Annotated in this window: 2 protein-coding genes and 1 pseudogene; 1 reads left to right on the top strand and 2 read right to left on the bottom strand. The window is 40.4% G+C overall.

Annotation, left to right across the window (positions count from 1 at the left end; translation table 11 throughout):
- Positions 1-234 precede the first annotated feature (234 nt).
- Positions 235-522 (top strand): annotated as a pseudogene (locus KQI32_RS13080) (transposase); the annotation flags it as partial.
- A gap of 164 nt (positions 523-686) precedes the next feature.
- On the opposite strand, the gene KQI32_RS13075 reads toward KQI32_RS13080, so the two are convergent.
- Both KQI32_RS13075 and KQI32_RS13070 read right to left on the bottom strand, forming a co-directional pair.
- Entirely contained in the window at positions 687-1,097 is a 411-nt protein-coding gene (locus tag KQI32_RS13075; RefSeq protein ID WP_216426050.1) for a DUF4279 domain-containing protein, read from the bottom strand.
- A gap of 19 nt (positions 1,098-1,116) precedes the next feature.
- The coding region (locus KQI32_RS13070; protein ID WP_253291211.1) for an RHS repeat-associated core domain-containing protein at positions 1,117-2,883 on the bottom strand (1,767 nt) is incomplete at its 5' end.

The following is a 2,883-nucleotide window of genomic DNA, read 5'->3' as shown; positions in this document are numbered from 1 at the left end:
GGGTTGGTCTGCACAAGCGGACGTCCCAGTTTGTCATAGGTGATAGCGATCACATTGTTGTTGCCGTCCTTCTGATAGACCAGATTTCCCATCTTGTCGTATTTTTCATGGGTGGATACCGAGGAAAAGACAGGGGACGAAAATAATGTCACCTGTTGTCAGACATCAGATTCGTCCCCTGAGCCAGTTTAACATATGCGAGGTGTTGTCAATAGAACCGTCCCCTTGACATAACATGAATTAAGCCAGAGGACAAAGACAGATTACTTTCTTGAAAACTACAAAAAGCGCGCAAAGATAGAACCTAAGAATGCGGAAATGAAACGCTTTCACGGATTGGCTCGTGCCCGAGGGTACGGGCTAAGAAGCGTATCAATGCAAGCAAAACTTACCGCATTGGCAGTAAATTTAAAGAGAATATCGAAACTGATATCCTCTTTAGAGTTCTGCTTTTACAGTATTTGGTTTCGGCTGAAGGTTTTTGGGGAGATATTTCTTTTAAAGACAACTGAAGGTTCCTAATAATCCTACTTTTTCAGTGGTCTCGAACCGTCCCCTTGACACTTCTAGGTTGCTGATTCAAACAACCACGCATTACTATCATAACCTATCCTCTTTGTACTTCCCATATCTGCTTGCCTTGAACTACTGGGCTTAACTCCAGCTTTATACGCTGCATAGTGAAGTTAAGTGCAGTCACTATAAAAATACATATCAAAACCTATATTGGCGTTTATAGAAGATAAAAATTTAATAAATGATTGGTTGATTTCCATTGCTGGAAATTGTCCTTCTTCTATTTTTATTGTTATAAGAATACTACATTCTGCTTTAAATTGTTCGCACAGTTTATTGATAATTTGAATCTTATCATCAAGAAGAGATAAAATTTTGCACAATTGATTTTTGATATCCAATGATTCTTCATCTTTAGTTGATATACTCCATTCATCGTGACCAAATAAACTTTGATTATTCAATACTTCATCACTTTTTCGTATATAATTAGGACTTATCCCTAATTTTTCTGATATGTATTTATGATCTAATTTGATCGAGGATATAGTGAATGAAACCATTATAGTTGTTTTTCCCATTAGAAATTTTCTCCTTAACTTATTTTATATAATACCAAGTTGAAGTTATTATTTTTTTTGTTGCTTTTTCCACTATATAAATTTGACCGGTATTTTTATCTGAATACAAATCATATTTAGATATTTTTGCACTTTTTCCTAAATATTCGTATTTTATGTCATGTGCATTTACACCTTTTTTCTTTAAATATTTATCACTTATTTTATTTAAATTTGGTCCTAATGCATTTTTCCCTCCATTATTATTAACAAAGTTCTCTATAGCATCTTTACCACCTTGAATCAGTTGAACTATTGCATCTGCGCTTATTCGAGATAATATAGCAGCTAAATTTAATATCTTTATACCAATTTGATTGATATAATTCATAATTGTCGGACCATATTGTATTAAAATGTTATAAGCCTGCATTACTGCCATATTTCCAGTTTTGTCAAATAAAAGTATAGGGTTGTTAGCCGCATAACAATACAAATTCCCGCTTTGTAAAATAGAAATAATACTTACAATTTTAGTCTCTCCTTCTTTGTATTCTTTCTCTCCATAAATCATATTACTAGGATTCCAATGCGTATCCTCCGACGTAAACCTTCCAATACTACTGTCATAATACCTTGCCCTGAGGTAGATGAATCCGGTTTCATTGTCGAAATATTCTCCGCAGTAACGGAACGGATTGTTGTCTTCTGACTGTTCCTGTTTCTGGTTCCCGAACGCGTCGTAGGTATAATCTTTCAGGACAGTGCCGCTTGCGCTGAGCAATTGTGCGGTATCTCCATGGGTATTGAAGGAATAATATTCTTTGCCTCCTTCGTTCACCGTTCGGGAGATAGGGGAGAGGCCTCTGACAAACACCTGCTTTTCCCCGGCCTTGTCGTCCATGACAATATTCTGTCCGTCATAGATATGGCTGGTGGTCACGCCGTTGGTGGTTTTGCTCTGGCGCAAACCATTGGCGTCGTATACATACGTCGTTGTCACATTGTTTATGGTGGACTTTGTCATCCGGTTCAGCGGATCGTATTCAAACAGCTGGATTCCGTTGGGATCCTCCCCGATGGTGACCGACTGGCTTCCGGCTGCTTCGCCGATGGTGGTGATGGTCTTCATGGTCTGATTGCCCATGTTGTCATAGAAGAAGTTTCGGATTACTTCATTCCCTTGGCTTTCTCCCGCCGTTTCCCGGTCTTCCAGCAAACAGTTATTCTTATTATACTGATAAGTGTTTGTCTTTATGACGTCGCCCGACGCATCCTTTTCCACCTTCCGGCTCCGGTTCAGGAAGCTGTCGTACTGATAGATGGTCTGGCTTTCCCCGGCGATAACCTCCTGGGTCAGCCTGCCCATATCATCATAGAGATAGCTGGTGGTCGGCTTGCCGGTTTCCGCTATGCTTTCCTTGTTGCCGTCCAGATAGTAGCTGACGGAATACTGTCCCAAGACATTTTCTCCCAATCGGTTGGTCTGGGCAGTCAGCATGTTTGCATCGTTATAGGTGTACTGGCTGTTCACAGCTCCCGTTGTGCTCAACAGGTTGCCGTTGTTGTCGTACGAATAACTTGTTGTCTCTCCGTCATTTGTCACGGAAATCAGGCGGTTTTGGATGTCATATGCATAGGTCGTGTTCAGTTCGATGGTTCCGCTGTTCGTCAGCTTGAAACTCTTGCGGTTTCCGTTGGCGTCGTAGGTATAATCCTTCACCACGCCGCCTTTGGTTTCTTTTAAAAGCTGTCCCAGTCCGTCATAGGTGTAGTTCGTCGTTCCGCTGGAATCGGATACTTGCTT

Origin of the sequence: Acetivibrio sp. MSJd-27 (genome assembly GCF_018918095.1) — a bacterium.
GTDB lineage: Bacteria > Bacillota > Clostridia > UMGS1840 > HGM11507 > HGM11507.
The sequence above is the reverse complement of the archived record's forward strand: the minus strand, read 5'-3'. Positions and strand labels throughout refer to the sequence as shown.

Excerpts from the sequence above, each read along its gene's own strand:
- KQI32_RS13075 (WP_216426050.1), bottom strand. The coding sequence starts at position 1,097 with ATGGGAAAAACAACTATAATGGTTTCATTCACTATATCCTCGATCAAA.